Source organism: Aeromonas sp. FDAARGOS 1404 (genome assembly GCF_019047085.1).
GTDB lineage: Bacteria > Pseudomonadota > Gammaproteobacteria > Enterobacterales > Aeromonadaceae > Aeromonas > Aeromonas veronii.
Genome location: NZ_CP077237.1, coordinates 2,560,660 through 2,585,831 on the forward strand (window position 1 = coordinate 2,560,660; position 25,172 = coordinate 2,585,831).

At 59.6% G+C, this 25,172-nt stretch carries 23 protein-coding genes and 1 tRNA gene; 15 read left to right on the top strand and 9 right to left on the bottom strand.

The genetic code is table 11. The annotated features are described in order from the left end of the window. Positions 1-5: 5 nt before the first annotated feature. On the bottom strand, positions 6-182 hold the full coding sequence (locus I6L34_RS11895) for a hypothetical protein (RefSeq protein ID WP_005339717.1): 177 nt from the start codon (positions 180-182) through the stop codon (positions 6-8). 747 nt (positions 183-929) lie between these two features. On the opposite strand from I6L34_RS11895, the gene arcA reads away from it, so the two are divergent. The 4 genes from arcA to I6L34_RS11915 all read left to right on the top strand — a co-directional run bounded on the left by arcA (position 930) and on the right by I6L34_RS11915 (position 5,753). Continuing rightward, positions 930-2,150, top strand: coding sequence for an arginine deiminase (gene arcA / locus I6L34_RS11900; RefSeq protein ID WP_216954745.1), 1,221 nt, complete (start codon positions 930-932; stop codon positions 2,148-2,150). 62 nt (positions 2,151-2,212) lie between these two features. Continuing rightward, the gene (gene arcC, locus I6L34_RS11905; RefSeq protein ID WP_005339719.1) at positions 2,213-3,139 is read left to right on the top strand and encodes a carbamate kinase; all 927 of its coding nucleotides are present in this window, start codon (positions 2,213-2,215) and stop codon (positions 3,137-3,139) included. 79 nt (positions 3,140-3,218) lie between these two features. Next, the gene (argF, locus tag I6L34_RS11910) at positions 3,219-4,223 is read left to right on the top strand and encodes an ornithine carbamoyltransferase (protein ID WP_005339721.1); all 1,005 of its coding nucleotides are present in this window, start codon (positions 3,219-3,221) and stop codon (positions 4,221-4,223) included. 123 nt (positions 4,224-4,346) lie between these two features. Next, on the top strand, positions 4,347-5,753 hold the full coding sequence (locus I6L34_RS11915; protein WP_005339725.1) for a YfcC family protein: 1,407 nt from the start codon (positions 4,347-4,349) through the stop codon (positions 5,751-5,753). A gap of 132 nt (positions 5,754-5,885) precedes the next feature. On the opposite strand, the gene I6L34_RS11920 is transcribed toward I6L34_RS11915, so the two are convergent. From I6L34_RS11920 to I6L34_RS11940, 5 genes are all read right to left on the bottom strand, one after another. Beyond that, positions 5,886-6,377, bottom strand: a complete 492-nt coding sequence (locus I6L34_RS11920; RefSeq protein ID WP_005339728.1) for an arginine repressor — start codon at positions 6,375-6,377, stop codon at positions 5,886-5,888. A 200-nt stretch (positions 6,378-6,577) separates the two neighbouring features. Further along, on the bottom strand, positions 6,578-7,042 hold the full coding sequence (pyrI, locus tag I6L34_RS11925) for an aspartate carbamoyltransferase regulatory subunit (RefSeq protein WP_005339730.1): 465 nt from the start codon (positions 7,040-7,042) through the stop codon (positions 6,578-6,580). A 15-nt stretch (positions 7,043-7,057) separates the two neighbouring features. Further along, on the bottom strand, positions 7,058-7,978 hold the full coding sequence (pyrB, locus tag I6L34_RS11930; RefSeq protein ID WP_005339735.1) for an aspartate carbamoyltransferase: 921 nt from the start codon (positions 7,976-7,978) through the stop codon (positions 7,058-7,060). Then, a complete protein-coding gene (locus I6L34_RS11935; RefSeq protein ID WP_216954746.1) occupies positions 7,959-8,153 on the bottom strand; it encodes a hypothetical protein in 195 nt (64 codons plus the stop codon). Before I6L34_RS11935 ends, pyrB begins: the two co-directional genes overlap by 20 nt. A 99-nt stretch (positions 8,154-8,252) precedes the next feature. Then, positions 8,253-8,795, bottom strand: a complete 543-nt coding sequence (locus I6L34_RS11940; RefSeq protein WP_216954747.1) for a hypothetical protein — start codon at positions 8,793-8,795, stop codon at positions 8,253-8,255. Between the two features lie 201 nt (positions 8,796-8,996). Between I6L34_RS11940 and I6L34_RS11945 the strand changes: the two genes are divergently transcribed. Beyond that, positions 8,997-9,073, top strand: a tRNA-Trp gene (locus I6L34_RS11945). Between the two features lie 145 nt (positions 9,074-9,218). Here I6L34_RS11945 and I6L34_RS11950 read toward each other — a convergent pair. Continuing rightward, positions 9,219-10,091 (bottom strand): LysR family transcriptional regulator, encoded by an 873-nt coding sequence (locus tag I6L34_RS11950; RefSeq protein WP_216954748.1) that lies wholly within the window; start codon positions 10,089-10,091, stop codon positions 9,219-9,221. Positions 10,092-10,191: 100 nt separating this feature from the next. On the opposite strand from I6L34_RS11950, the gene I6L34_RS11955 reads away from it, so the two are divergent. Then, positions 10,192-10,689, top strand: a complete 498-nt coding sequence (locus I6L34_RS11955) for a lactoylglutathione lyase family protein (RefSeq protein WP_216954749.1) — start codon at positions 10,192-10,194, stop codon at positions 10,687-10,689. Positions 10,690-10,896: 207 nt separating this feature from the next. Beyond that, positions 10,897-12,789 carry a methyl-accepting chemotaxis protein gene (locus I6L34_RS11960; RefSeq protein WP_005357549.1) on the top strand — a complete coding sequence of 631 codons (1,893 nt, stop codon included), beginning with the start codon at positions 10,897-10,899 and terminating at the stop codon, positions 12,787-12,789. 65 nt (positions 12,790-12,854) lie between these two features. Here the strand turns inward: I6L34_RS11960 and I6L34_RS11965 are convergent, their stop codons facing one another. Together I6L34_RS11965 and I6L34_RS11970 are read right to left on the bottom strand one after the other, a co-directional pair. Next, positions 12,855-13,367 carry a lipocalin family protein gene (locus I6L34_RS11965; RefSeq protein WP_216954750.1) on the bottom strand — a complete coding sequence of 171 codons (513 nt, stop codon included), beginning with the start codon at positions 13,365-13,367 and terminating at the stop codon, positions 12,855-12,857. 17 nt (positions 13,368-13,384) lie between these two features. After that, positions 13,385-14,287: an AraC family transcriptional regulator gene (locus tag I6L34_RS11970; RefSeq protein ID WP_019446575.1), complete on the bottom strand. Its 903-nt coding sequence runs from the start codon at positions 14,285-14,287 to the stop codon at positions 13,385-13,387. A gap of 157 nt (positions 14,288-14,444) precedes the next feature. Between I6L34_RS11970 and yqhD the strand changes: the two genes are divergently transcribed. From yqhD to I6L34_RS12010, 8 genes are all read left to right on the top strand, one after another. Next, on the top strand, positions 14,445-15,608 hold the full coding sequence (yqhD, locus tag I6L34_RS11975) for an alcohol dehydrogenase (protein WP_005356302.1): 1,164 nt from the start codon (positions 14,445-14,447) through the stop codon (positions 15,606-15,608). Between the two features lie 507 nt (positions 15,609-16,115). Then, a complete protein-coding gene (pntA, locus tag I6L34_RS11980) occupies positions 16,116-17,642 on the top strand; it encodes a Re/Si-specific NAD(P)(+) transhydrogenase subunit alpha (protein WP_019446577.1) in 1,527 nt (508 codons plus the stop codon). 11 nt (positions 17,643-17,653) lie between these two features. Then, a complete protein-coding gene (gene pntB / locus I6L34_RS11985) occupies positions 17,654-19,138 on the top strand; it encodes a Re/Si-specific NAD(P)(+) transhydrogenase subunit beta (protein WP_216954751.1) in 1,485 nt (494 codons plus the stop codon). 97 nt (positions 19,139-19,235) lie between these two features. Further along, positions 19,236-20,015: an ABC transporter substrate-binding protein gene (locus I6L34_RS11990; protein ID WP_216954752.1), complete on the top strand. Its 780-nt coding sequence runs from the start codon at positions 19,236-19,238 to the stop codon at positions 20,013-20,015. Between the two features lie 147 nt (positions 20,016-20,162). Beyond that, positions 20,163-20,831: a transcriptional regulator gene (locus tag I6L34_RS11995; RefSeq protein ID WP_124930389.1), complete on the top strand. Its 669-nt coding sequence runs from the start codon at positions 20,163-20,165 to the stop codon at positions 20,829-20,831. 21 nt (positions 20,832-20,852) lie between these two features. Next, positions 20,853-22,154 (top strand): serine dehydratase subunit alpha family protein, encoded by a 1,302-nt coding sequence (locus I6L34_RS12000; protein WP_042054833.1) that lies wholly within the window; start codon positions 20,853-20,855, stop codon positions 22,152-22,154. A 133-nt stretch (positions 22,155-22,287) separates the two neighbouring features. After that, the gene (locus tag I6L34_RS12005; protein ID WP_005339766.1) at positions 22,288-23,688 is read left to right on the top strand and encodes an L-cystine transporter; all 1,401 of its coding nucleotides are present in this window, start codon (positions 22,288-22,290) and stop codon (positions 23,686-23,688) included. A 97-nt stretch (positions 23,689-23,785) separates the two neighbouring features. Next, the gene (locus I6L34_RS12010) at positions 23,786-25,114 is read left to right on the top strand and encodes a CoA-disulfide reductase (protein ID WP_216954753.1); all 1,329 of its coding nucleotides are present in this window, start codon (positions 23,786-23,788) and stop codon (positions 25,112-25,114) included. Positions 25,115-25,172 lie beyond the last annotated feature (58 nt).

The following is a 25,172-nucleotide window of genomic DNA, read 5'->3' on the forward strand; positions in this document are numbered from 1 at the left end:
TTCGACTAGTAATGAACGCTGCCTCCCTGCCAGCGGCAGACATAGTCAGGCACCAGCATCTGGGGGGCCTTGTCGACATGGCATACCACCATGGGCATGGCAGGGGCTCCTTCAGCCTGACTGAGGGTGGGGAGCGCAGAGAGCAGCAAAGTCGCGAGCAACAGCATGGGTTTCATCTTCATAACAACTCCTTGGTAGTGCCATTCCTGTGTGATCTGGATCACTTTCTGAGTTAAGCCGAGGTTGGCGCCAGTGCAAGGTGAGACGAATAAATTCAATTAATGAAAAAAGTATCAAAAGGCGTTGTGGTGACCGACGAGGATGGCTGCCCACCTCGATGCGGACTTTGTGCATATTAAGTTGAACCGAACAAAGAGGTGGTGACTGATGAGGCCTGGCCTGATGGGGTTGGCATCAATGCCATGATCTGGAACAAGAAAAAATTTATGCAGTGAATGTGATCGATGTGAGTATTTATTTCTCCCGCGTTCCTCCCGTCACGGCGATGTATTCAATACATATGGAGTAATATTCAAATTCTATTTGTAAAGTTATCTATAGTTATGATTTTTAACAGTTTTTGTTATTTGAATTTAATCGCTCCAGTGAGTTGGCATGAATAAAAAATGAATCAATCTGAAATATAGCAGGGTGGTTTTGCATGGTTATTCGGTGCACTTTGTGTGGAAAATGCGCAATTTGCTACCGGGCTCATAGATTGGATGGTGAATATATTCAGTTCTGGGTGAATGTGATCAATGTCTAAGTTTGTCGTGATTCGCAGGGCTAACCTCGGTCTCGAAAGGCAAGGGCAGGATAGAACATAAGCCGATTACCCTACATAAAGAATATCCCGCCTTAGCCACGAGCATGAATAGAAGGAATCTATTCAATCACTCGCAGGGACCACTGCTAGACGGAATATAATCATGAGCAAATTTTATGTAGGTTCTGAAGTTGGCCAATTGCGCCGTGTCATGTTGCACCGCCCCAACCTCAGTCTGAAGCGTCTGACTCCTTCCAACTGCCAGGATCTGCTGTTCGATGACGTCCTGTCTGTTGAACGCGCCGGTCAGGAGCACGACAAATTCGCTCAGGTACTGCGCGATCAGAATGTCGAAGTTTTCCTGCTGACCAATCTGCTGGCCGAGACTCTGGATGTGCCGGAAGCCAAAACCTGGCTGCTGCAACATCAGGTCTCCGACTATCGCCTCGGCTCTTCTTTTGCCAACGACGTGCGCTGCTTCCTGGCTGACATGCCGCACCGCGAACTGGCCCGCATTCTCTCCGGCGGCCTGACTTACTCCGAGATGCCCTACAGCGGCGTCAACATGGTAGTGGGCATGCACGCTCCGACCGATTTCATCATCGAGCCGCTGCCCAACCACCTCTTTACCCGTGACACCTCCTGCTGGGTTTACGGTGGCGTCTCCATCAACCCGATGGCCAAGCCGGCTCGTCGCCGCGAGACCAACCATGTGAAGGCCATCTACCGCTGGCACCCGATGTTTGCCGGTCAGGACTTCATCAAGTACTTCGGTGACGAGGAGCGTGACTACGACAACTCCACCATCGAGGGTGGCGACGTACTGGTTATCGGCCGCGGCGCTGTGCTGATCGGCATGTCCGAGCGCACCACCCCGCAAGGTGTCGAGCACCTGGCTCGCAGCCTGTTCAAACATGGTCAGGCCAAGCAGGTCATCGCCATGGAGCTGCCGAAGCACCGCAGCTGCATGCACCTGGATACCGTGATGACCCACATGGATATCGACACCTTCTCCGTCTATCCGGAAGTGATCCGCAAGGATGTGCAGTGCTGGAGCCTGACTCCGGGCGGCGCCACCGGCATGAACATCAAGGAAGAGGGTTACTTCGTCACCGCTATCGAGAAAGCACTGGGCGTGGATCAGCTGAAGGTCATCACCACTGGCGGTGACAGCTTCGAAGCCGAACGCGAGCAGTGGAACGACGCCAACAACGTGCTGACCGTGCGCCCCGGCGTGGTGGTGGGTTACGAGCGCAATACCTACACCAACGAGAAGTATGACAAGGCCGGCATCACAGTTCTCTCCATCCCGGGTGATGAACTGGGCCGTGGCCGCGGCGGCGCCCGCTGCATGAGCTGCCCGATGGAACGCGACAGCATCTGATGAGACGGCGTGGCGCCGGCAGACGCTGGCGCCACACAGAACCAAACTCGAGATTAACCACTATGAAAAAACCAACTGTCGTCGTCGCTCTGGGTGGCAATGCACTGCTCCGTCGTGGTGAGCCACTGGAAGCGGATATCCAGCGCAAGAATATTGCAACTGCCGCCAAGACCATCGCCCTGATCGCTCAGGAGTACAACGTGGTGCTGGTGCATGGCAACGGCCCGCAAGTCGGCCTGCTGGCCCTGCAGAATAGCGCCTACACCAAGGTATCCCCCTATCCGCTGGATGTGCTGGGTGCCGAGTCCCAGGGCATGATCGGCTACATGCTGATCCAGGAACTGAAAAACCTGATGCCGAGCCGCAACGTCACCGCGCTGCTGACTCAGGTGCAGGTCGATCCCAAGGATCCGGCATTCGCCAACCCGACCAAATTTATCGGCCCCGTCTACGAAGAGGCTGAAGCCCGCACCCTGGCAGAAGAGAAGCACTGGGTGGTCAAGGCTGACGGCAAGTTCTTCCGCCGCGTAGTGCCATCCCCGCTGCCCCAGCGCATCGTCGAAGGCGACGCCATCGAAACCCTGATTGCCCAGGGCCACCTCATCATCTGTACCGGTGGTGGCGGTATCCCTGTGACCTGGGATGGCCAGAGCCTGACCGGTATCGAAGCCGTCATCGACAAGGACATGTCTGCCGCCTATCTGGCCAAGCAGATCAAGGCTGACGCCCTGCTGATCCTGACCGATGCCGATGCCGTCTATCTGGATTGGGGCAAACCGACCCAGCGTCCGCTGCGAGTCACCAGCCCGGACGAGCTGGCCGGGGTCAAGTTCGATGCAGGTTCCATGGGACCGAAAGTCGAAGCCTCCTGTGAATTTGTCAAGGCGACCGGCGGCATGGTTGGCATCGGCTCTCTGGAAGATGGTCTTGCCATCCTCAAGGGTGAAGCCGGCACCAATATCGTCGCCACCCGCACCGTACATGCGTAATTACCGATATCTGTACTGAGAATGCGTAGTCAACACTACTGCCCGAACTGGTCTGAAACATATATAGAGAGAACTCATCATGGCTTTTAATCTGCGTAACCGTAACTTCCTGAAACTGCTGGACTTCACCCCGCGCGAAATCCAATACATGATCGATCTGGCCATCGACCTGAAGAAAGCCAAATACGGTGGCTACGAGCGCAAGCATCTGGTCGGCAAGAACATCGCCCTGATTTTCGAGAAGACCTCCACCCGTACCCGTTGTGCGTTTGAAGTGGCGGCCTTCGACCAGGGCGCGCAAGTCTCCTACCTTGGCCCAAGCGGTTCCCAAATCGGTCACAAGGAGTCCATGAAGGACACCGCCCGTGTACTGGGTCGCATGTATGACGGTATCGAATACCGCGGCTACGGTCAGGAGATCGTGGAAGAGCTGGGTGCCTACGCCGGTGTCCCGGTCTGGAACGGCCTGACCAACGAATTCCACCCGACCCAGATCCTGGCCGACTTCATGACCATGCTGGAGCACGGCAAGGGCAAACGTCTGGATCAAATCAAGTTCGCCTACCTGGGTGATGCCCGCAACAACATGGGTAACTCCCTGATGGTCGGCGCCGCCAAAATGGGCATGGACATCCGTCTGGTCGCACCGAAAGCCTTCTGGCCGGAAGAGGAGCTGGTTGCCAAGTGTCGCCTGATCGCCGAAGAGACCGGCGCACGCATCACCCTGACCGAAGATGTGAAAGAGGGTGTGCTGGGTGCTGACTTCCTCTACACCGACGTCTGGGTATCCATGGGTGAAGCGAAAGAAGCCTGGGATCAGCGCGTCAAACTGATGACCCCGTATCAGGTCAACATGGATGTCATCAACGCCACCAAGAACCCGGATGTGAAGTTCATGCACTGCCTGCCGGCGTTCCACAACGACGAGACCACCATGGGCAAGGAAGTGGCTGACAAATATGGCATGAAAGGCCTGGAAGTGACCGAGGACGTGTTCGAATCCGAGCACAGCATCGTGTTCGACGAGGCCGAAAACCGGATGCACACCATCAAGGCAGTGATGGTTGCTACGCTGGGCGACTAAGGTCGCAGTAGTGGTGCCGGGGGGCGACCCCCGGCTTTTCGACCATGTGACAGCGGCATAATACCTCTAACCCTACAACCCGCAGCCTGCATGGATACCACACCCACAGAAGGAAGCTGGACCATGACCAAATTCAAGTTCCCGTCAGCCTACACGATACTGTTTGTGCTGATCGCCCTGGTGGCCGCCCTGAGCTGGATAGTGCCGGCCGGCAAATATGAGATGACCATGAACGAAGCCCTCGGCAAAGAAGTGCCGGTGGCAGGTACCTACAAACTGGTGGAGGGGAATCCCCAGGGGATCGTCGACGTGCTGCTGGCACCTATCGATGGCCTCTACAACCACGACACCTATGAGGCAGGCGCCATCGACGTCTCTCTCTTTATCCTGATCATCGGTGGTTTTCTTGGCATTGTGACCAAGACAGGTGCCATTGATGCCGGTATTGAACGTGTGACCGACCGCCTGCGCGGCCGGGAAGAGTGGATGATCCCGATCCTGATGGCGCTGTTCGCCGCAGGCGGCACCATCTACGGGATGGCCGAAGAGTCGCTGCCTTTCTACACCCTGCTGGTGCCGGTGATGATGGCCGCCCGTTTTGACCCTGTGGTGGCGGCGGCAACCGTATTGCTGGGCGCCGGTATCGGTACTCTCGGTTCTACCATCAACCCGTTTGCGACTGTTATTGCCGCCAACGCTGCCGGTATCTCCTTCACCGACGGTATCTGGCTGCGCGTTGCCATGCTGGTCGCCGGTTGGCTGCTCTGTGTTGCCTACGTCATGCGTTACGCCAAGATGGTGCGCAGCGATCCGAGCAAATCCCTAGTAGCTGACAAGTGGGAAGAGAACCGTGCCCACTTCCTCGGCAACAAGAGCGACCAGATGCTGGAGTTCACCCTGACCCGTAAAATCGTGCTGGGAATCTTCGTCGCCGCCTTTGCCGTGATGATCTACGGTGTGGCCGTGCTGGGCTGGTGGATGGCGCAGATCTCTGGTGTGTTCCTGGCTGCCGCCATCATCGTTGGTCTCATCTCCCGCATGAGCGAGGAGGAGCTGACCTCCAACTTTATCGACGGTGCTCGCGACCTGCTGGGGGTGGCGCTGATCATCGGTATCGCCCGCGGTATCGTGGTGGTAATGGATAACGGCATGATCACCCACACCATTTTGCACAGTGCAGAAGGGATCGTGACCGGCCTTTCCACCATCGTCTTTATCAACGTGATGTTCGTGCTGGAAGTGGTGCTCTCCTTCCTGGTGCCGTCCTCCTCCGGTCTGGCTGTGCTGACCATGCCGATCATGGCGCCGCTGGCCGACTTCGCCAACGTGGGCCGCGATCTGGTGGTGACTGCTTACCAGTCAGCCTCCGGTCTGGTGAACCTGGTGACCCCGACCTCCGCCGTGGTCATGGGCGGTCTGGCTATCGCCAAGGTGCCTTATGTGCGCTGGCTGAAGTGGGTGGCTCCGCTGCTCGGTATCCTGACCGTGCTGATCGTGGTCTGCCTGAGCCTGGGCGCCGTGCTCTCCTGAGGGATAACAAGCAAGATGAAACGGGAGCCTGCGGGCTCCCGTTTTTTATGGGCGCAAGAAGTGATGGGTACAACATAACTGGCAACAAAAAGGCGACCCGCAGGTCGCCTCAGTGCATTTTGGGGAGAGAGCTTAGCGGGCCTGCGCCAGTGTGCGCACCACGGCGGCATGGGCCTGACGGGTGCGGCTGATATGGCGCGGCGCGACCAGCACCACGTCATTGCCCGCGACGGCGCCCATGATCTCGGGATTGGCGTTGCGATCCAGCAGGCGAGCCACCACGGTGGCGGCCCCCGGAGTGGTGTGGATCAGCACCATCTGCTGGTTGTGTACCACTTCGCGCACCATGTCGTGGATAGAGCGGGTACTGCCGGCGGGTTCCAGCTGCTCGTCGACCAGGGTGTAGACCTTCTTGCCGTTGGCATTCTGGGCCTTGGCGACGCCGAGGCGGCGCAGCAGGCGGGAGATGGTGGACTGGCTGATGTCAGCAAAGCCGCGCTCCGACAGCTCGCGGCGGATCTCTTCCTGGGTGCTGTAGCAGTGCTGACCGATGATCTGGCGACAGGCATCCAGCTGGGCCAGATCGGGCTCTTGGGCAACGGGACGACTGAGGGTTTTGACCACGGCGAATTCCTTTGATGATGACCGGAGGTAAACGCGCGATATCTGCCATAGCAGTCACTTATCAGCCAAAAACACTGATAATCCATCTATATGCAGGGAATGAGCGGGCATTACCATCTTGCGATGGCAAATTATAGCTGACTGGAAATTTGGTGATGTGACAGGGTTCAAAAATGGGCCCCGCAGGGCCCAATCAGATATCAGTAACGCTCGCTGACGATGTCCTGAGTGAAGGACTTCTCGCAGTATTTGCACTTCATCCGTACCACGCCTTTCACTTCGCGCACCCGGAAGTAGCTGTCCACCGGCTCGTTGTGGGAGATGCAGTTGGAGTTGGGGCAGTGGAACACCCCGGCGATGAACTCCGGCAGCTCCAGCTGGTGCTTCTTCACCACATTGAAGTCTTCGATGATGTTGACGGTCGCTTTCGGGGCGAACAGCGCCAGCTGGTTGGCTTGCTGTTCGGTCAGGCGGGTGTTCTCAATCTTGATGAGATCCTTCTTGCCCAGCGCACCGGATTTCAGGTTGAAGCCGACGGTGATCCGCTCCTGGGTTTCAACCAGCTGGAACAGCTTGAGGATCTTGATGCCCTGGCCAGCGGGGATGTGATCGATGACGGAGCCGTGACGGATGGCTTCGACTTGCAGTTGGTTCTTGTCAGACATGATATTCCCCTAAGCTCAGACAGTTTCGTTCAGTACCAGTGCCAGCAGCGCCTGGCGTGCATAGACCCCGTTCTCCGCCTGCTGGAAGTAGCAAGCGTGGGGAGTCTTGTCGACCGCCACATCGATCTCGTCGACGCGGGGCAGGGGATGCAGGATCTTCATGGTGGGCTTGGCCCCTTCCAGAGTCGCCAGCTCCAGAATGAACTTGGCGGCCATGTGCTTGTATTCGGTCTCGTCGAAGCGCTCTTTCTGGACGCGGGTCATGTAGAGGATGTCCAGCTCCGGCATCACCTCTTCCATGGTCTGGTGAACGCTGAACTGGATACCCTTCTCTTCCAGCTCTTCGCAGATGTAGTCCGGCATCGCCAGCGCTTCCGGGGAGATGAAGAAGAAGCGGCAGTTGAACAGGCTGAGGGCCTGGGCCAGCGAGTGCACGGTGCGGCCATATTTCAGGTCACCGACGAAGGCGACGTTGAGGTTGTCCAGACGGCCCTGGGTCTCATGGATGGTGAACAGGTCGAGCAGGGTCTGGCTCGGATGCTGGTTGGAGCCGTCGCCGCCGTTGATGACCGGCACGCGGGAGAACTCGGAGGCCAGACGGGCCGCGCCCTCTTTCGGGTGACGCATCACCACCGCATCCGAGTAGGAGCCGATGATCTTGATGGAGTCAGCCAGCGTCTCGCCCTTCTTGGCGCTGGTGTTGCCACCGTCGGCGAAGCCGATGATGTTGCCGCCAAGGCGCTGTACCGCGGTCTCGAACGAGAGGCGGGTGCGGGTGGAGGCTTCGAAGAAGCAGCTGGCAACCAGCTTGTCTTTCAACAGGCTGGTGTCAGGTTCAGCCTTCAACCGTTGTGCGGTTGAGACTACCAGTTCCATTTCTGACCGGGTCAGGTCCGAAATGGAGATGACATGTTTCTTATAGAGTGGATTGGTCATCGTCTGCATTCCCTTTGACATCATTGGAGGTTTTTCGGGCACAAAAAAAAGCCCCTGAAACAGGGGCTTTTTTTAAAAATAACTGGGGATCTTTGGGGTGGGAACCGGAAACAACGGGGCCGCTCTGGTGCGCACCACCCGTCTGCAAGGCTGTTTTCTGAATCAAAAACTTCATCGTTTCGTCCCGACCTTTTTCAAAACCGGACAGATTATAGGGCCGCTTTTTTAATTGTCAAAATTTTATTTCCGATGCCAATTTCAGCATGAAAAACGTTTAAGTGGCGGAAACATGACGACAAATCCACACCTTGTGCGTCTCTTGCAGCGATTCCCCATCGCGGGCCATGGCGCGCAAATAACCGAGTCTGTGGTGCCCTTCCAGCAGGCAGTAGGGGCGGGGCAGGGGATGACCGTTCGGGTAGCTGGAACCCTCTTCCGGCACCAGCACGATGACAGGTTCGGGCCAGGTGCCTTCGCTCAGCATCTTCTCGCCGAGCCAGGAGCGACGCACATAGCGGTTGCTGCGCAGCATCTCGCCCCAGCGCTCGATTACCTCCATATGGCGGGAGTCCACCTGAGCCACCAGTTGCGCGGTGGGCCAGCTTTCACAGGTGAACTGATGGCTGGCGAGATCGATAAAGCTCCAGTTGGACTCAAAACCGCGCCAATGGCGGTAAATCCACTGGGAGAGCACATTTTCAGGAATAAAGGGCACCAGCGGCGCGACCCGTTCAAGATAGGCGGGCAGGGCCTCTGTCTTGCGTTCATCCCTGAAATTGAGGGGCGCCAGTTGTTGGAGCAATCGGTAATTGAGCATAAGTGGCCTCCCGGTACCTGATTTCACCCTACCCCCATTTATGTCCCATTCCTACCCCGGCAGGGCTGCAAATACAGCAAGTTATCCCGCTTCGCTGCACAAACAACCGCGACTTGTTCGGGATTTGTGCAATCGCATCGAAAGCGTAAAAAAAGCCTTTACCTTTGATCTCCACTTTGTATACTACGCCTCGTTTGTTGCAGGGGCGTAGTTCCAATTGGTAGAACAGCGGTCTCCAAAACCGATGGTTGCGGGTTCGAGTCCTGCCGCCCCTGCCATTTTCAGAAAGGCCAGCTCATTGAGCTGGCCTTTCGCATTTCCGGCGTTCGCCAATTTATCCCTCTCTCCTTTCTCTTCTCCTTCTTGCCGTTAGCAGTCCGGTGACTGTGGCCACATTGATCTCGATGTCTGCCGCAAGAGTGTTCAATGTGCAGCAACCCGCTGTTTCAGGACGGTGACCAGCCGCTGGTGGCGGGCGGGGAGTGGCCACTCTGCGCGGTAGATCAGCCAGAGGGTGTCGATCACTTCAATGCTGCTCTGGATCACCCGGATCTTCTCCTGCTGGGCAAAGGCGGTGACGGCGAAGCGGGGCAGCACGGTAAAGCCGAGGCCACGGGCGACCGGCTCCAGGATCAGGCCGATCTGGTTGGTAAAGCCGCGCAGCGGGATCTCGTCAACGCGCAGGCCGGGGTAGCGTCGTCCCAACAGGCGTTGTGCCATACTGCGGCCATCCGGGTGGTCGATAAAGCCGAGCTTGCAGAGGTGCTGCCAGCTCGGCTCCTCGCCATCGTTGGGCACCACCAGACAGAGGGGTTCGCGGGCGAAGGGCTCGGCGGCGATGCTGGGGTGTTCCGGCGGTTGATCCACCAGTCCCAGATCGCTACGCCCTGCCAGTACCGCCTGCACTATGTCGGGGGTGGGGGCGAAACGGTGCTGGATGGTGAGTCCGGGGTGCTCCTGTTGCTGGTCGAGCAGCAGGGGATAGAGCAGCAGACCAATACTGCCCGGGGTGGACAGGGTGATGGCGCCGTGGTGAGGGTCATCGTCCGAGAGGCGCGCCCGCAGCTGTTCGGCGGCCTGCGCCTGCTGGCGGGCGAAGTCGAGCAGCACCAGCCCGCGCGGAGTGAGCTCCAGCTGACGGGGCTTGCGCAGCAGCAGGGGGCCGAATTCGGCCTCGAGGCGCGAGATATGCTGACTGACGGCGGCCTGGGTGAGATCCAGCCGCTCGGCGGCACGGGTAAAACTGCCGGTTTCATGCACCACCACTAGGGTGTGGAGCCAGAGCGGATTAACCATAAATTTAATTTATGCCTTCCATTAGTTTGACCTTATTTTTCATTATGTCGCCCCTTCCTATCATGTCACCTGTTTCCCACACACAATTTCAAGGTGACCTATGACCTATCCACGCAACTTCTCCCACATCGGCATCACGGTGACTGACCTCGACAAGGCAGTCGAGTTCTATACCAAGGTGATGGGCTGGTATCTCATCATGCCGGCGACCACCATCACCGAGGATGACTCCGCCATCGGCGTGATGTGCAACGACGTGTTCGGCCCGGGTTGGGGTTCTTTCCGTATCGCTCACCTCTCCACCGGCGACAAGATCGGCATCGAGCTGTTCGAGTTTCCCAACAGCGAGCGCCGTGAGAACAACTTCGAATTCTGGAAGACCGGGGTGTTCCACTTCAGCGTGCAGGATCCGGATGTCGAGGGGCTGGCGGCGCGCATCGTCGTGGCGGGCGGCAAGCAGCGGATGCCGGTGCGCGAGTACTACCCGGGCGAGAAGCCCTACCGCATGGTCTACATGGAAGATCCCTTCGGCAACATCATCGAGATCTACAGCCACAGCTATGAGCTGACCTACTCCGCCGGTGCATATCAGGGGTAAGTGACAGGCCGCCTTCGGGCGGCCTGCTGCTTTGTTGTTACAAGAGTCAGTAGCATGGAATAGCGATCTGGTTCACACGAATAGCGTGTTCTGTTGTTGATAGATGGGAAAATATACAGATTCACTAAAGTCTGTTCATATTGCGGCCGATAGCCTTTGATACATCAGGGTTTTCCCTGCCTGACACAACAACAAGGATTCGTCGTCATGACCCTCTCTCTGCGCGGCAAGCTGCTGGCCACCAGTCTTGGTGTGGTGCTGCTGATGGCATCACTGCTCGGCATCGTTGCCTTTCACACCCTCAAATCCCGCACCATGAGCGCCATCCAGAGCGAGGCGGTCAACTATGGCCACGCCTACTCGGTCGCCATCGGCGAATGGATGACGGATCGCAAGAACACCGTCCATGCGCTGGTCAACCTGATCAGCGATAACCCCCAAGCCGAGCTGGTGCCGCACCTGAAGCAGGCCTACACCTCCGGCGGGTTCGGCCTCACCTATTTTGGCTCCGCGCAGGGGGTCATGACCCGGCAGGATCCCTCCCTCAACACCGGCAACTATGACCCGCGCGAGCGCCCCTGGTATCAGGATGCTGTGAAGGCGGGGCAGCTGATCGTCACTGCTCCCTATGTCAGCGTCACCATGCAGAAGCTGGTGGTCACCCTCTCCGAACCGGTGCGCCATCAGGGCGAGCTGGTCGGTGCCGTGGGGGCCAACCTGGCGCTCGACAAGCTGATCGACGAAGTGCTGGCGATGAAGGTGCAGGGTGAGGGTTATGCCATGCTGCTCGACAGCAGCGGCCTCATCGTCGGCCATCCGCAGAAGGATCTGGCGCTCAAGCCCATCGCCGAGCTGGCGCCGGGACTCTCGGCCGCCACCTTTCAGCAGTGGGGTCGTGAGAACAGCGAGCTGCACGCCGCCACCCTCGACGGGCGGGATGTGCTGCTGGCGGTACAACCGGTGCCGGGCACCGACTGGCTGCTGGCCATGGTGATGTATCGCGATGTGCTGGAGGCGCCGCTCAGCAGCCTGCTGTGGGAGCTGGTGGGGCTGACCCTGGTGCTGATGCTGGTATTCAGCGCTCTGCTCACCGCCACCTTCAAATACCTGTTCGCCGATCTCGGTCGGGTCGCGCACGCCCTGCACGACATTGCCCACGGCGAGGGGGATCTCACCGTTCACATCAACACTCACAGCAAGGATGAGGTGGGTCAGCTGGCCCAGAACTTCAACCAGTTTGTGGCGCGGCTGCACGGTATCGTCAGCCGGTTGCGGGATGTGACCGTCGAGCTGGCGGCACAGTCTCGCGCTCAGGCGGCCGGGGCGCAGGCCCGCAGTCAGCGGGTTCGCCAGCAGCAGGACGAGATCGTGATGGTGGCGACCGCGGTGACCGAGATGGCTTCCGCTACCCAGGAGATCGCCGGCAACGCCGAGTTTGCCGCCACTACCGCCACCGATGCGGTCGCACTGGCGGTCGCCGGCCAATCCCAGGTTGGCCAGAGTCAGCGCAGCATTACCGGTCTGGCGGACGAAGTGGCCGATGCCAGCCAGATCATCAATGAGCTCGACAGCCATGCCCAGAAGATCAGCGGCATTCTGGCGACCATCAGCGGCATCGCCGAGCAGACCAATCTGCTGGCGCTCAACGCCGCCATCGAGGCGGCCCGGGCCGGTGAGCAGGGCCGCGGCTTCGCGGTAGTGGCGGACGAGGTGCGGGTGCTGTCGCGCCGCACTCACGACTCCACCGACGAGATCCAGCAGATGATCGAGACCCTGCAGCAGACCACCCGTCGCGCCGTGGGTGGCATGGAGACCAGCCGTCAGCTGGCGGGTACCAGCGTCGAGGATGCGGAAGCGGCCAACCAGAGCCTTGCCCGGATCAACGAGGCGATCGGCTCCATCAGCGACATGGCGACCCAGATCGCGGCGGCGGCCGAGGAGCAGACCTCGGTGACCGGCGAGATCAGCCGCAATACCGAGAATATCCGCCACGTCTCGCAAGAGCTGGCCGAGCAGGCGGGCAACGAGGCGGCGCAGGCGGCCGAGCTCAAGTCGTTGACCGAGCGGCTGGAGCAGGAGATCGGCCGCTTCCGGCTTTAACATCCCGCCACGCCAGCAACAGAAAGGGCAGCCCGCGGGCTGCCCTTTGTTATTTCACGACTGGCTTAAGGGTTCTGCTTGACCCAAATCAGCTGGTCGGTAGCAAAGCCCAGCGACTTCGCCTTGGCGACCAGCGCATCCACCTTCGCCTTGGGCGGGTTGGGGGAGCGGGCGAGGATCCAGAGGTAGTCGTGGTTGTAGCTGGTCACCAGCGAGAGCTGATAATCGGGGTCGAGGTCGATGACGTTGTAGCCGCCGTAGAAGGGGCCGAAGAAGCTCACCTTGAGCCGCGCCTCGTCAGGACTATCGACGAAGTAGGCCTTGCCCTCGGCTTCGCGCCAGCTGCCATCGCTCTGCTTGCCGCGGTTAAGCACCTTGACGCCGCCATCGTCCCGCAGGCTGTAGGTGGCGCTCACCTGCTCCAGCCCCCGCTCGAAGCTGTGGTCGAGGCGGGCGATTTCGTACCAGGTGCCAAGATAACGATCGAGCTGGAAGCCGGTAACGGGGCGAATGCCATCGGCTATCCCGGTACAGGCCGTCAGCAGTAAAGCGGTGAACAGGCAAAGCAGTGAACGCATAAGTAATCCCTCTCTTGTTATCCCTCAATGATGCGCAGCTGGCCATCCCGGAAGCGGGAGGCCTGATCCGTCGGCGTGCTGCCGAAGAAGCGCTTGTACTCCCGACTGAACTGGGAGTTGCTTTCGTAACCGACTCTGGCCGCCGCGGTGCCCGCCTTGATGCCATCGTGCAGCATCATCATCCGCGCCTTGTGGAGGCGAAACGACTTGATGTACTGCAGCGGCGAGGTGGCAGTGACCGCCTTGAAGTGGTGGTGAAAGGCGGAGACGCTCATGTTCACCTCCCGCGCCAGCTCCTCCATGGTGAGGTTGTCGGCATAACGGGACTCTATCATACGCAGCACCCGGGCGATCTGGCCCACATGGTTGTGGCGATTGGCGAGCGCCTGCAGCGCCGGGCCGCCCCCCTCGGTGAGGGCGTGGAACAGCATCTCCCGCACCGTCTGCGGCCCCAGCACCCTGGCGTGCAGCGGGTTGTCCATCAGCTCGATCAGTCGCTCGGCAGCGCAGAACATGGTTTCCGACAGCGGGACCGAGTGGACGCCGCTCTTTTGTGGCGCGGGGGCGGGCAGGGCATCGCCAAGCTCCAGCAGCAGCTCTTGCAGGGTGACCAGATCGATCTCGATGGTAAAACCGATAAGCGGCTGCTCGGGGGAGGCGAAGCACTCGCACTCGCAGGGCAGCGGCAGGGTCATCAGCAGGTAGTGGTTGGGGTCGTAGCGAAACACCTGATCCGCCAGATAACCCACCTTGTGTCCCTGCAGGATCACGATCATCCGCGGTTGGTAGAGCACCGGGGTGCGGCCATGGTGCTCGGTGGTATAGATGAGGTTGACCTGTTTCACCGGTGATGGGGTGATGCCGGGGGCGGTGACGTGGCGGGTCAATCTGGCGGCGAGGTCGCTGTAACGGTTTTGCATGTGCGCTCTTTGATTCGACAGTTCCGGTTTTTGCTGCTTTGTAGAAATAGGCAAGAATCAAGCAGGATGTTGTCTTGATGGTAGTGTGGTTCTGGAGAAAAATGCAATCACGATTTCGCGGCCAGGCCGCCCTGACTATCAGAAGAAGGCAATGTCGATGAACAACTTTACTCTCCATACCCCGACCAAAATCCTGTTCGGCCAAGGGCAGATCGCCCAGCTGCGCGAGCAGCTCCCGAGCGATGCCCGCGTCATGATCACCTATGGCGGCGGCAGCGTGGTACGCAGCGGCCTGCTGGAGCAGATCCGCAACGAGCTGGCTGGCATGACCCTGTTTGAATTTGGCGGCATCGAGCCGAACCCGGCCTACGAGACCCTGATGGGCGCCGTGGAGCTGGCCCGTGCCGAGCGGGTCGACTTCCTGCTCGCCGTTGGCGGTGGCTCCGTGCTCGATGGCACCAAGTTTATCGCTGCTGCCGCGCACTACGATCTGGCCAAGGATCCCTGGCACATTCTCGAGACCGTCGGCAGCGAAGTGCGTTCCGCCATCCCGCTTGGTTCCGTGTTGACCCTGCCGGCAACCGGTTCCGAAATGAACATGGGCGCCGTCATCACCCGTCGCAGCAGTGGCGACAAGGTGCACTTCTTCTCGCCGTTCGTGATGCCGCGCTTCGCCGTGCTCGATCCGGTGCTCACCTACACCCTGCCCGAGCGTCAGGTGGCGAACGGGGTAGTGGATGCCTTTGTTCACATCGTGGAGCAATACCTCACCTATCCGGTCAATGCCAAGGTGCAGGATCGCTTCGCTGAAGGCTTGCTGCTGACCCTGATCGAAGAGGGCCCCAAGGCGCTGGCCGAGCCGCACAACTACGAGGTACGCGCCAACATCATGTGGAGCGCCACCATGGCATTGAACGGCCTGATCGGTGCCGGTGTGCCACAGGATTGGGCCACCCACATGCTGGGTCACGAGCTGACTGCCCTGCACGGCCTCGACCACGCCCAGACTCTGGCGGTGGTGCTGCCCGCCCTGCTGCAGGCCAAGCGTAAACAGAAGCATGCCAAGCTGCTGCAATACGCAGAGCGGGTGTGGGGTCTGAATAGTGGTAGCGAAGCGGAACGCATCGATGATGCCATCGCCGCGACCCGCGACTTCTTCGAGCGGATGGGGGTCAAGACCCGACTGCGCGACTACGGTCTGAAAGATCTGGGTATCGACACCCTGATCGGCAAGCTGGGTGAGCACGGCATGACCCGTCTGGGCGAGCACAGCGACATCGATCTGGTGCAGAGCCAGCATATTTATGAAGCGGCCTGGTAAGGGCCGCCAATCGGTGCCAAACGGGCGAAACGATTGAATTGCCGGGGCCCTCTCCCGCTATCTGGCGGCTGAGCGGCCCCGCTTTTGTTGGGAAAATGTTACTTTTCGGCGTTTCGCTGCGAGAAGTGAGACGAAAGCGGATTTCGTAAGAACAAAAAACGCTAAGATAGAGGGCCGGTAAAACATTTTTTTTGACTGGTTGGATCACTTTTTTCAGCCGTTTTTACTGGTATAAGCCTCTAATTTGGTTTGTTTTTTTTAATCGTAGCCAGGGATGGGCTGAATTCTGTACGAGTGCCGTCGGGACTGCGGTTGTAATAAAACTCCAAAATTTGATACTAATCACCTTCGCGCCTGAAAAGCGGGGGCCTGACCATGACAGGAGGTTGAGGTAAAGCCTACTGATTTTCATAACAAAGAGCCCTGGACCTGCACTTTGGTCATGTCTTGTTTCGTCAGAAGTGAGACACTGGGCAGCGATTGTTTATTAACCATCAGGGAATAGTCATGCAGATTGGAATACCGAGAGAGAGTCTCGCCGGTGAGACCCGGGTCGCAGCGACCCCGGCTACCGTCGAGCAGCTGAAAAAGCTCGGCTTCGAGGTCGCCATCGAGACCGGCGCAGGCCTGTCAGCCAGCTTCGATGATGCCGCCTTCGAGGCTGCCGGTGCCAGCGTGGTGCCGAATGTCTGGCAAGCCGACCTTATCTTCAAGGTCAATGCGCCGACCGATGCCGAGATCGCACAAATTAAAGATGGCGCCACTCTGGTGAGCTTCATCTGGCCTGCCCAGAACCCTGAGCTGGTCAAGAAGCTGTCCGAGCGCAACATCAATGTGATGGCGATGGATATGGTGCCGCGGATCTCCCGTGCCCAGTCCCTCGATGCCCTCTCCTCCATGGCCAACATCGGTGGCTATCGCGCCGTGGTTGAAGCTGCGCACCAGTTCGGTCGCTTCTTCACCGGTCAAATCACCGCAGCCGGTAAAGTACCGCCTGCCAAGGTGCTGGTGATCGGTGCCGGTGTAGCCGGTCTGGCTGCCATCGGTACGGCCGGTTCCCTCGGTGCCATCGTGCGTGCGTTCGATACCCGTCTGGAAGTGGCCGAGCAGATCGAATCCATGGGTGGGGAATTCCTCAAGCTGGACTTCGGTGGCGAAGACGGCGCATCCAGCGATGGTTACGCCAAAGTCATGTCCGATGAGTTCATCAAGGCCGAGATGGAGCTGTTCGCCCAGCAGGCCAAAGAGGTGGACATCATCATCACCACCGCCCTGATCCCGGGCAAGCCGGCTCCCAAGCTGATCACCAAAGAGATGGTCGACAGCATGAAGCCGGGCTCCGTCATCGTGGACATGGCCGCTCAGGCTGGTGGCAACTGTGAATACACAGTGCCGGGTGAACTGCATGTCACCGACAATGGCGTCAAGGTGATCGGTTACACCGATCTGCCGGGTCGTCTGCCTGCCCAATCCTCCCAGCTTTACGGTACCAACCTGGTCAACCTGATGAAGCTGATGTGCAAGGAGAAGGACGGCAACGTTGCCATCGATTTCGAAGACGTGGTTCAGCGCAACATGACGGTGATCCAGGCCGGTGAAGTGACCTTCCCGCCGCCCGCCATCTCCGTCTCTGCCGCCCCGCAGAAACCTGCAGCTGCCAAACCGGCAGCCAAGAAAGAAGAGGCCAAGCCTTCCAACAAGAAGTTCGTGTTCGGTGCCCTCGGTATCGCCGCCTTCGGCTGGATCGCCTCCGTTGCCCCGGCAGCCTTCCTCTCCCACTTCACCGTATTCATCCTGGCCTGTGTGGTCGGTTATTACGTGGTGTGGAACGTCTCTCACGCCTTGCACACGCCGCTGATGTCGGTCACCAATGCCATCTCCGGCATTATCGTGGTCGGTGCCCTGCTGCAGATCGGGCAAGGGTCGACCCTGGTCACCGCGCTGGCGTTCATCGCCGTGCTGATTGCCAGTATCAACATCTTCGGCGGTTTCACCGTCACTCAGCGCATGCTGAAGATGTTCCGTAAGGATTAAGGGGGTTTAACGTGTCTCAAGGACTGGTAACAGCATCCTATATCGTTGCCGCCGTGCTCTTCATCCTCAGTCTCGCGGGACTGTCGAAGCAAGAAACGGCCAAGCATGGCAACCTGTTCGGTATCGCGGGTATGACTATCGCCCTGCTCGCCACCGTATTCAACCCGGAGACCAGTGGCGTTCACTGGATCATCCTGGCCATGGTGATCGGCGGTGCCATCGGTGTGCGTCTGGCACTCAAGGTCGAAATGACCGAGATGCCCGAGCTGGTGGCCGTGCTGCACAGCTTCGTGGGTATGGCGGCAGTGCTGGTGGGCTTCAACAGCTTCATCGATCTGCACCCCTCTGCACCTGCTGAGGTGGTCGTCTCCGTCGGTTCCAACCTGGATGCCACCCTGGCAGCCGCCCGTGCGGCGTTCGAGCAGGCCAACAGCGTCGCCCAGGTCGAGCACCTGACCGGCGCCATGCTGAACATCCACCTGGTCGAGATCTTCCTGGGCGTCTTCATCGGTGCCGTAACCTTTACCGGTTCCGTGGTTGCCTTCGGCAAACTGCGTGGTCTCATCTCCTCAAAGCCACTGATGCTGCCGCACCGCCACAAGCTGAACCTGTTGGCCGTGGTCGCTTCTCTGGCGCTGATGGTCTACTTCGTCAACGCGGGCGGCTCTACCTTCGCCCTGCTGGTGATGACCCTGATCGCCTTCGCCTTCGGCTGGCATCTGGTTGCCTCCATCGGTGGTGCCGACATGCCGGTAGTGGTCTCCATGCTGAACTCCTACTCCGGTTGGGCGGCGGCAGCGGCGGGCTTCATGCTCTCCAACGACCTGCTGATCGTCACCGGCGCTCTGGTAGGTTCCTCCGGTGCGATCCTCTCCTACATCATGTGCAAGGCGATGAATCGCTCCTTCATCTCCGTGATCGCCGGTGGCTTTGGCTCCGATGGCGTGGCCTCCACGGCTGATCAGGAGATGGGCGAATACCGCGAAACCAGCGCCGAGGAAGTGGCTGACCTGCTGAAGAACTCCAGCTCCGTCATCATCACTCCGGGCTACGGCATGGCGGTGGCGCAGGCCCAGTATCCGGTGGCTGAAATCACCCAGAAGCTGCGTGATCGCGGCGTCAAGGTGCGCTTCGGTATCCACCCGGTTGCCGGTCGTCTGCCTGGCCACATGAACGTGCTGCTGGCGGAAGCGAAAGTCCCGTATGACATCGTGCTGGAAATGGACGAGATCAACGACGACTTCGCCGATACCGACACCGTGCTGGTGATTGGTGCCAACGACACCGTCAACCCGGCCGCGATGGAAGATCCGGGCAGCCCGATCGCCGGTATGCCGGTGCTGGAAGTGTGGAAAGCGCAGAACGTCATCGGCTTCAAGCGCTCCATGAACACTGGCTACGCCGGTGTCCAGAACCCGCTGTTCTTCAAGGAAAATACCCAGATGCTGTTTGGCGATGCCAAGGCCAGCGTCGAGGCAATCCTGAAAGCACTGTAAGTGCCATTCAGAGAGTGAATATAAGGAGGCTTCGGCCTCCTTTTTTATTACTCATCCCTTGTATATCCTCAATCCATACGGACCATGAGGGATCTCCATGATGTGGTGTCAGGGTTGGCGAAGGATCGGGTTGTACGGCTGGCTGCTGGCCTCCCTGTTTGGGACTGGTTCGGCAGTGGCGGCGGACGAGCCGCCGACTCTGACGCTGCTGACCGAGCTGTGGCCCCCTTATGTGATGCGTGGTGACAATGGCGAGCTGGCCGGCGCCGATCTCGATCTGGCCTGTACCGTGTTGCGCCAGATGGGTTATCGCACTGAAATCAGGGTGCTGCCCTGGAAGCGGGTTCTGCAGCAGGCCCGTCTCAAGCAGGGGGATGCGGTAGTCGACGTCTTCTTTGAACCTTCCCGCCAGCACTGGCTCCACTACCCCGAAGAGCCGCTCTCTTACAGTGGCGAAGTGCTCTTCTATCCGACGGTTCGTCCGGTGGATTTCAAACAGCTCTCCGACCTCAAGGGTCTGCGGATAGGTATTCAGGAAGATTATGCCTACAGCCCCGATTTTCTGACCGATCCCGGGGTTATCCGGATGCCAATGACGGGGGAGGGGAATGCCATCAAACAGCTGCATCTGATGATGGCCGGTCGGCTGGACGGGGTGGTGCTCAACGAGCGGGTCGGTCGCTACTTGCTGCATACCCAGGGGCTGCAGGATCAGGTGAACCACGGCTCGCGCCTGCTGACCGACGACAACCGCAACTTCCTCGCATTTACCCACAAGCCCGGCCACGACCAGCTGGCTATCCGCTTCTCCTCTGCCCTCAGGGCGTTCAAACAGACCCCCGCCTACAAGCAGCTGCTGGCTCGCTATCACCTCTGAGTTGCCGCCCTGCTGTGCGCCGCTTCACAATTTGTCGCACTTTGTTAAAAGGTGGGCATAATGGCGAACAAAAAGGGGATGCCGCTCAACATTAGTTGATCTTGTTGATAGTAGAATCAACTGCGGTTTACTCAAAGTTACTCATATATGTCCACAGCAGCCACCACTGACCAGATCAATTTGTTAACGGATGAAGAACGTCATCTGATCGCCAGTTTCGAGCCCGCGGTCGAGGCGCTGGCCGCGCTGTTTGGCGCAGGGTGCGAGGTGGTGTTGCATGCGTTCGATACGCTGGATGCATCGGTTATCAAGATTGCCAATGGCCATGTCACCGGTCGTCGGGAGGGGGCGCCGGTCACCGACTTTGCCCTCAATCGCTTGCAGGGGGAGGCGGGCAGCCAGTGGAGCAGCTACTTCAGCCGTACCCGCGACGGGACGCTGATGAAGTCCTCCTCCATCACTATCAGCAACCGGCAGGGCAAGCCCATCGGCATGCTCTGCGTGAACTTCAGTCTGGATACCTCCCTTGGCAGCCTGCTCGATACCTTTGCGCTGCCCGCGGCACCGGCGCCGCTCAACAACGAGACCTTTGCCAGCTCGGTGGACGATCTGGTGACCCAGGTGATTGAGAAGGTGGATCGGGACGATTCGCTCTCCTGCACGGTGCGCAACAAGGAGATAGTGACCCGGCTCTTCGACATGGGGATCTTCGAGATCAAGGAGGCGGCCCAGCTGGTTGCCCGGATGCTCGGCATCTCCCGTCATACTGTTTATCTGCATATCCGCAACCACAAAGCGGATCTGAACAAGCAATAACTGCCTGCGGGCACCCTGAACATGAGAAACACTGCGATGAAAGCACAATGGACCGACTTTATTACCCTGCTCAAGCGTGAAGTGGTGCCGGCCCTGGGCTGTACCGAGCCGATGTCGGTGGCGCTGGCGGCGGCCAACTGCCGCAAGCTGCTGGGGGAGACTCCGACCCGTATCAGCGTCTGGGTCAGTGGCAATCTGTTCAAGAATGGCATGGGGGTCGGGGTGCCGGGCACCGGCATGATCGGTCTGCCGGTGGCCGCTGCGGTCGGCATCACCGGCGGCAATCCCGATGCCGGGCTGGAGGTGCTCAAGACCCTCACACCAGAACAGGTGGAAGCGGCCAAGACGTTGTTGCCGGTCATCAAGGTGGATGTGAAGGATGTGCCGGACGTGCTCTACGCCGAGGTGCTGGCTGAAGTTGAAGGGCACAGTGCCCGGGTGGTGATCTGTACCGACCACACCCGCATCATCCTGATGGAGAAGGATGGCGAGGTGCTGATGGAGCAGGCCAGTGCCCCCGGCGTGCAGATCCAGCCAGCCAAATCCGCCAAACCGGCCATGACCCTGCGGGAGATCGTTGATTTTGCATTGGAAGTGCCGCTGGCGGAGATCGACTTTATCCGCGAGGCCGCCACCATGAATCAGGCGCTGGCAGATGAAGGATTACAGGGGTACGGCCTGAAGATCGGCAAGATCCTCACCGAACAGGTGGAGCGCAAGCTGCTCTCCGATGACCTGATGACGCTGGCGATGCGACTCTCCTCCGCTGCCTCCGATGCGCGGATGGATGGCGCCATGCTGCCCGCCATGTCCAACTCGGGCTCCGGCAATCAGGGCATTGCCGCCACCATGCCTGTGGTCGCGGCTGCCCGCTTCCTCAAGGCGAGCGACGAGCAGCTGACCCGGGCACTGGTGATGAGCCATCTGGTGGCCATCTACATCAAGACCTATCAGAACAAGCTGTCGGCCCTCTGCGCCGCCAGTACCGCCGCCATGGGTGCCGGTGCCGCCATTACCTGGCTGCTGGGCGGCCAGTATCAGCAGATCAGCCACTGCATCAACAACATGATTGGCGATGTCTCCGGCATCATCTGCGACGGCGCGGGCAGCGCCTGCTCCATGAAGGTCTCCACCTCCACCTCGGCGGCGGTTAAGTCTTCGCTGATGGCTATCAACAACCTGCATGTCCCCCAGAGCGAGGGGATCGTCTCCGACGATGTGGACCAGACCATCGCCAATCTGGGCCGCCTCTCCAAAGAGGGGATGCTGGATACCGACATCGAAATCATCAACATCATGCGAGCGAAACAGCAGAAGCAGTGAATCTGTGACAAGGGGGCGATAGACCCCCTTGTTCTTGTCACGACGGCGCAGACCGTCTGACACGGTTGCCAGGGCAAGCATGGCGCTTGCTCTTGTTTCTCGGGCCCAAGCCCGCTTTTTGGGGAGTCATACCATGACATTTAGCGTTATCGGCAATCTGGCCATCGCCGCCATCTTGCTGTTCTTTCTCTACCGGTTACAGGAAAAACATGTGAGCTTCACCCGCCGGGTATTTGCCGGTCTGGGGCTCGGTATTCTGTTCGGCGCCGCGTTGCAACTGCTTTACGGTGCTGGTTCGTCCGTCATTGTTCAGACCATCGACTATCTGGATATTGTGGGTAGCGGCTATGTGAAGCTGCTGCAGATGATCATCATCCCGCTCATCATGGTCTCCATCATCAGCGCTATCTTGAAGCTCAATGGCGGCACCGCGCTGGGCAAGATCAGCGCCATGACCATAGGCGTGTTGATCTTCACCACCGCCATCGCCGCCGGGGCGGGCATCCTGATGTCCAACCTGTTTGGCCTGACCGCTGAAGGGCTCACCTCCGGGGCCGCCGAGAGCGCCCGTGGCGCCGCGCTGCAGACCACCCTCGGCAGCGTCGAGAGCATGTCGTTTGCCAAGATGATGCTGGAGTTCATTCCTGCCAACCCCTTCCTCGACATGACCGGGGCGCGCAAGACCTCCACCATCGCCGTGGTGATCTTCTCCATCTTTATCGGCCTCTCTGCCACCGGCATCGCCCGCAAGAAGCCGGAAATCTTCGCCAGCTTCAGCCACTTCGTGGCCGTAGCTCATGCCATCGTAATGCGAATGGTGACCCTGGTGCTGCGCCTGACCCCGTTCGGCGTGCTGGCGCTGATGACCAAGGTGGTCTCCGGTTCCAACTATGCTGACATCCTCAACCTGCTCAGCTTTGTGATGGCCTCTTACGGCGCCATCGCCATCATGTTTGTCGTGCACCTGCTGCTGGTGAGCATGGTCGGCATCAACCCGCTGCGCTTCCTCAAGAAGATCACGCCGGTGCTGGCGTTTGCCTTCACCTCGCGCACCAGTGCGGGCTCCATCCCGATGAACGTGCAGACCCAGACCAAGTCGCTGGGTATTCCCGAGGGGATCGCCAACTTCGCCGCCTCCTTCGGTTCCACCATCGGCCAGAACGGCTGTGCCGGTATCTATCCGGCCATGCTGGCCGTGATGATTGCCCCGACCGTAGGGGTCAACCCGATGGATCCCGGTTTCATCATGACCCTGATCGCCATCATCACCGTCAGCTCCTTCGGGGTGGCCGGCATTGGCGGCGGCGCCACCTTTGCCGCGCTGATCGTGCTCTCCGCGCTGGACTTCCCGGTGGCGCTGGCCGGTCTGCTCATCTCCATCGAGCCGCTGATCGACATGGGCCGTACCGCGCTCAACGTTTCAGGCTCCATCACCGCAGGGACGGTCACCAGCCGCCTGATGGGCGAGACCGACATGCATGTGTTCAACAGCGATCACGAAGTGAGTCTGGACGGCGAAGAGTCTACCGTCTGATTTGCGTCGGTTGATCTGCCTGTGGAAAGGGGCGACCCTTTCCCGTCATAGACCGCAGGGAGGGCATGCCCTCCCTGCGCCATTGAGAGGAAAAACAATGAGAATTCTGATCATCGGTGGCGAAGCCGCCGGTATGAGTGCGGCGGCCAAGGCCCGCCGTCTGGCCAAAGATGCCGACATCGTGGTGTATGAGGCCTCCGAGGTGATCTCTTTCGGTGCCTGCGGCCTGCCTTACTTCGTCGGCGACGAGTTTCAGGAGCCTGGCTACATGGCCGAGTTCACCCCGGAGCAGTTCGCCGCCAAGGGGATCGAGGTCAAGATTGGCCACCGGGTGCTGAGTCTGGATGCTGCTGCGCAGACGCTGACAGTCGAGCACAACGGCGACACCTTCACCGATCGCTACGATCGGCTGATGATCGCCACCGGCGCCCGCGAAGTGATGCCACCCATCCCCGGCTTGCAGCAGGAGGGGGTATTCGGTCTGCGCCGGATGGCCGACGGACTGGCGCTCAAAGCTGCGGTACAAGACAAGAACAATCGCCGCGCCGTGGTGATCGGTTCCGGCTTTATCGGGTTGGAAGTGGTCGAGGCGCTGGTACATCAGGGCAAAGAGGTGCGTCTCATCGAGCTGGCGGATCGGGTTATTCCCGATGCGTTTGATGGCGAGATCACCCAGCACATCGAAACCGAGCTGCGCGAGCAGGGAGTCTCTCTCCATCTGGGTGAGCGAGTTGAAGCACTGCTGGGGGATGGCCGGGTGACCGGCGTGCGTACCAGCCAGGGCGAGTACGAGGCCGATATCGTGGTGGTCTGCACCGGGGTCAAGCCCAACACCGAGTTTCTGGCCGATACCGGCATCGAGCGACTCGGCAACGGCGCCATCAAGGTGGATCGTCAGGGGCGCAGCTCGCTGGCCAACGTCTGGTCGGCCGGCGACTGTGCCAGCGTCTGGCACGGCGTGAAGCAGCAGCAGGTCTATGTGCCGCTCGCCACCATCGCCAACAAGCTGGGGCGCATGGTAGGCGAGAATCTGGCGGGTGCCGAGCAGGAGTTCCCGGGCACTCTGGGTTCCGCCGCGCTCAAGGTGCTGGGGCTGGAGGCGGGCCGTACCGGCCTCTCCGAGCAGGAAGCCAGGGCGATGGGGATCGACTATCGCACCGTGGTGATCAAGGACAAGTGCCACACCAACTACTGCCCGGGTCAGTCCGACATTCACGTCAAGCTGGTCTATGAGGCGGGCAGCAAGCGGCTGCTGGGTGGCCAGATCCTCGGTCGCAAGGGGGCGGTCCACCGCATCGACGCACTGGCGGTTGCCATCACCATGGGGGTGACCACCGAGCAGCTCGGCATGCTGGACTTTGCCTACGCGCCGCCCTTCTCCCGCACCTGGGATGCCCTGAACGTGGCGGGTAATGTAGCGAAGTAAGCGTTGCGATGACTGCGTCGTTACGCAGATTCTGCTCTGCAGAGCAATCTGCGGGTAA

What these genes read in the sequence shown, in the direction of transcription:
- I6L34_RS11895 (WP_005339717.1), bottom strand. Translation starts at nt 182, where the DNA reads ATGAAGATGAAACCCATGCTGTTGCTCGCGACTTTGCTGCTCTCTGCG.
- arcA (WP_216954745.1), top strand. Translation starts at nt 930, where the DNA reads ATGAGCAAATTTTATGTAGGTTCTGAAGTTGGCCAATTGCGCCGTGTC.
- arcC (WP_005339719.1), top strand. Translation starts at nt 2,213, where the DNA reads ATGAAAAAACCAACTGTCGTCGTCGCTCTGGGTGGCAATGCACTGCTC.
- argF (WP_005339721.1), top strand. Translation starts at nt 3,219, where the DNA reads ATGGCTTTTAATCTGCGTAACCGTAACTTCCTGAAACTGCTGGACTTC.
- I6L34_RS11915 (WP_005339725.1), top strand. Translation starts at nt 4,347, where the DNA reads ATGACCAAATTCAAGTTCCCGTCAGCCTACACGATACTGTTTGTGCTG.
- pyrI (WP_005339730.1), bottom strand. Translation starts at nt 7,042, where the DNA reads ATGTCTGACAAGAACCAACTGCAAGTCGAAGCCATCCGTCACGGCTCC.
- pyrB (WP_005339735.1), bottom strand. Translation starts at nt 7,978, where the DNA reads ATGACCAATCCACTCTATAAGAAACATGTCATCTCCATTTCGGACCTG.
- I6L34_RS11935 (WP_216954746.1), bottom strand. Translation starts at nt 8,153, where the DNA reads ATGAAGTTTTTGATTCAGAAAACAGCCTTGCAGACGGGTGGTGCGCAC.
- I6L34_RS11940 (WP_216954747.1), bottom strand. Translation starts at nt 8,795, where the DNA reads ATGCTCAATTACCGATTGCTCCAACAACTGGCGCCCCTCAATTTCAGG.
- I6L34_RS11950 (WP_216954748.1), bottom strand. Translation starts at nt 10,091, where the DNA reads ATGGTTAATCCGCTCTGGCTCCACACCCTAGTGGTGGTGCATGAAACC.
- I6L34_RS11955 (WP_216954749.1), top strand. Translation starts at nt 10,192, where the DNA reads ATGACCTATCCACGCAACTTCTCCCACATCGGCATCACGGTGACTGAC.
- I6L34_RS11960 (WP_005357549.1), top strand. Translation starts at nt 10,897, where the DNA reads ATGACCCTCTCTCTGCGCGGCAAGCTGCTGGCCACCAGTCTTGGTGTG.
- I6L34_RS11965 (WP_216954750.1), bottom strand. Translation starts at nt 13,367, where the DNA reads ATGCGTTCACTGCTTTGCCTGTTCACCGCTTTACTGCTGACGGCCTGT.
- I6L34_RS11970 (WP_019446575.1), bottom strand. Translation starts at nt 14,287, where the DNA reads ATGCAAAACCGTTACAGCGACCTCGCCGCCAGATTGACCCGCCACGTC.
- yqhD (WP_005356302.1), top strand. Translation starts at nt 14,445, where the DNA reads ATGAACAACTTTACTCTCCATACCCCGACCAAAATCCTGTTCGGCCAA.
- pntA (WP_019446577.1), top strand. Translation starts at nt 16,116, where the DNA reads ATGCAGATTGGAATACCGAGAGAGAGTCTCGCCGGTGAGACCCGGGTC.
- I6L34_RS11990 (WP_216954752.1), top strand. Translation starts at nt 19,236, where the DNA reads ATGATGTGGTGTCAGGGTTGGCGAAGGATCGGGTTGTACGGCTGGCTG.
- I6L34_RS11995 (WP_124930389.1), top strand. Translation starts at nt 20,163, where the DNA reads ATGTCCACAGCAGCCACCACTGACCAGATCAATTTGTTAACGGATGAA.
- I6L34_RS12000 (WP_042054833.1), top strand. Translation starts at nt 20,853, where the DNA reads ATGAGAAACACTGCGATGAAAGCACAATGGACCGACTTTATTACCCTG.
- I6L34_RS12005 (WP_005339766.1), top strand. Translation starts at nt 22,288, where the DNA reads ATGACATTTAGCGTTATCGGCAATCTGGCCATCGCCGCCATCTTGCTG.
- I6L34_RS12010 (WP_216954753.1), top strand. Translation starts at nt 23,786, where the DNA reads ATGAGAATTCTGATCATCGGTGGCGAAGCCGCCGGTATGAGTGCGGCG.